The sequence below is a fragment of the Ideonella sp. B508-1 genome (assembly GCF_000333615.1).
In the GTDB taxonomy this organism is placed as follows: Bacteria; Pseudomonadota; Gammaproteobacteria; order Burkholderiales; family Burkholderiaceae_C; genus Ideonella.
Genome location: NZ_BADL01000586.1, coordinates 1 through 1,913, shown reverse-complemented (window position 1 = coordinate 1,913; position 1,913 = coordinate 1). Strand labels below are relative to the sequence as shown.

Sequence of the window (1,913 nt, the reverse complement as noted above, 5' to 3'; positions counted from 1 at the left end):
CCCACAACCACCCCCCTGCCGCGGAGGCGCTGAATGAACGCGCTGCAGATCCAGTTGAAGACCCTGTTCGGCGAGAACGCCGCGATGATCAAGGCGCTGATGGCGCCGCTGTTCATCGTCATGGTGCTGGCCATGATGGTGCTGCCGCTGCCGCCTTTCGCGCTGGACCTGTTCTTCACCTTCAACATCGCGATGTCGCTGATGGTCATGCTGGTCTCGGCCAACATGGTCAAGCCGCTGGACTTCAGCGCCTTCCCGACGGTGCTGCTGATCACCACCCTGCTGCGCCTGTCGCTGAACGTGGCCTCCGCCCGGGTGGTGCTGATGAACGGCCACACCGGCACCGGCGCGGCCGGCAAGGTGATCGAGGCCTTCGGCCACTTCCTGATCGGCGGCAACTTCGCGGTCGGTCTGATCGTCTTCGCCATCCTGGTGGTCATCAATTTCGTCGTGGTGACCAAGGGCGCCGAGCGCATCGCCGAGGTGGGCGCGCGCTTCACCCTGGATGCGATGCCCGGCAAGCAGATGGCCATCGACGCCGACCTGAACGCCGGCCTGATCAACGAGGACGTGGCCAAGAAGCGCCGTGCCGAGGTGGCCGAGGAGGCGGACTTCTTCGGCTCCATGGACGGTGCCAGCAAGTTCGTGCGCGGCGATGCCATGGCCGGCATGCTGATCCTGGTGATCAACATCGTCGGCGGCTTCGTCATCGGCGTGGCCCAGCACGGCCTGTCGGTGGGCGACGCGGCCAGCTCCTACATCCTGCTGGCCGTCGGTGACGCGCTGGTGGCCCAGATCCCCGGTCTGCTGATCTCGGTGGCCGCCGCCATGGTGGTCTCCCGTGTGGGCAGCGACGTGGACTCCGGCACCCAGATCCGCAGCCAGATCTTCAACTCGCCGCGGGCCCTGGGCCTGACCGCCGGCATCATCGGCATGCTGGGCCTGATCCCGGGCATGCCCAACATCGTCTTCCTGCTGATGTCCAGCCTGATCGGCTACTACGCCTGGTGGCTGGCCAAGAAGCAAAAGGAAGAGGCCGCCCGGCCCGAGCAGCCCAAGGTGGAGGAGCCCAAGCCGGCCAACGCCGAGGCCAGCTGGGACGACCTGCAGCCGGTGGACACCCTCGGCCTGGAGGTGGGCTACCGCCTGATCACGCTGGTGGACAAGACCCGCCAGGGCGACCTGCTCAGCCGCATCAAGGGCGTGCGCAAGAAGTTCGCCCAGGAGGTGGGCTTTCTGCCGCCCTCGGTGCACATCCGCGACAACCTGGACTTGAAGCCCAGCGCCTACCGGGTGCTGCTGCGCGGTGCCGTCATCGGCGAGGGCGAGGCCTTCCCTGGCATGTACCTGGCCATCAACCCCGGCGGCGGGGCGCCTCAGCTGCCCGGCACCAAGACCACCGACCCGGCCTTCGGCCTGCCGGCGGTGTGGATCGAGGAACGCCAGAAAGAGCAGGCCCAAATGGCCGGATTTACGGTTGTTGATTGCTCGACCGTGGTGGCCACGCACCTCTCACACTTGATGCAAATGAATGCGGCCAAGCTGCTGGGTCGGACCGAGACCCAGGCCCTGGTCGAACATGTGACAAAACTGGCTCCCAAGCTGATGGAAGACGTGGTGCCCAAGATGGTCGGGATCGCAACGCTGCAAAAGGTGCTCCAGCTGCTGCTGGACGAAGGCGTGCACGTCCGCGACTTCCGCGGCATCGTCGAATGCCTGGCCGAGAACGCCCAGGTGAGCGACCCGGCCGAGCTGGCCGCCCGGGTGCGGGTGCAGCTGGCCCCGGCCATCGTGCAGCAGATCTACGGCCCGGTGAAGGAACTGGACGTGATCGCCCTGGAGCCCGAACTTGAACGGCTGGTTGGCCAGGCGCTGATGTCGCCGCACGGCCCCGCGCTGGACCCCGGCGTGGC

At 66.9% G+C, this 1,913-nt stretch carries 1 protein-coding gene; it reads left to right on the top strand.

Annotated features, from left to right (window positions below):
* Positions 1–33: 33 nt before the first annotated feature.
* Positions 34–1,913 (top strand): flagellar biosynthesis protein FlhA (gene flhA, locus I73_RS23190; protein ID WP_022982805.1); only part of this gene is annotated, 1,880 nt, incomplete at its 3' end.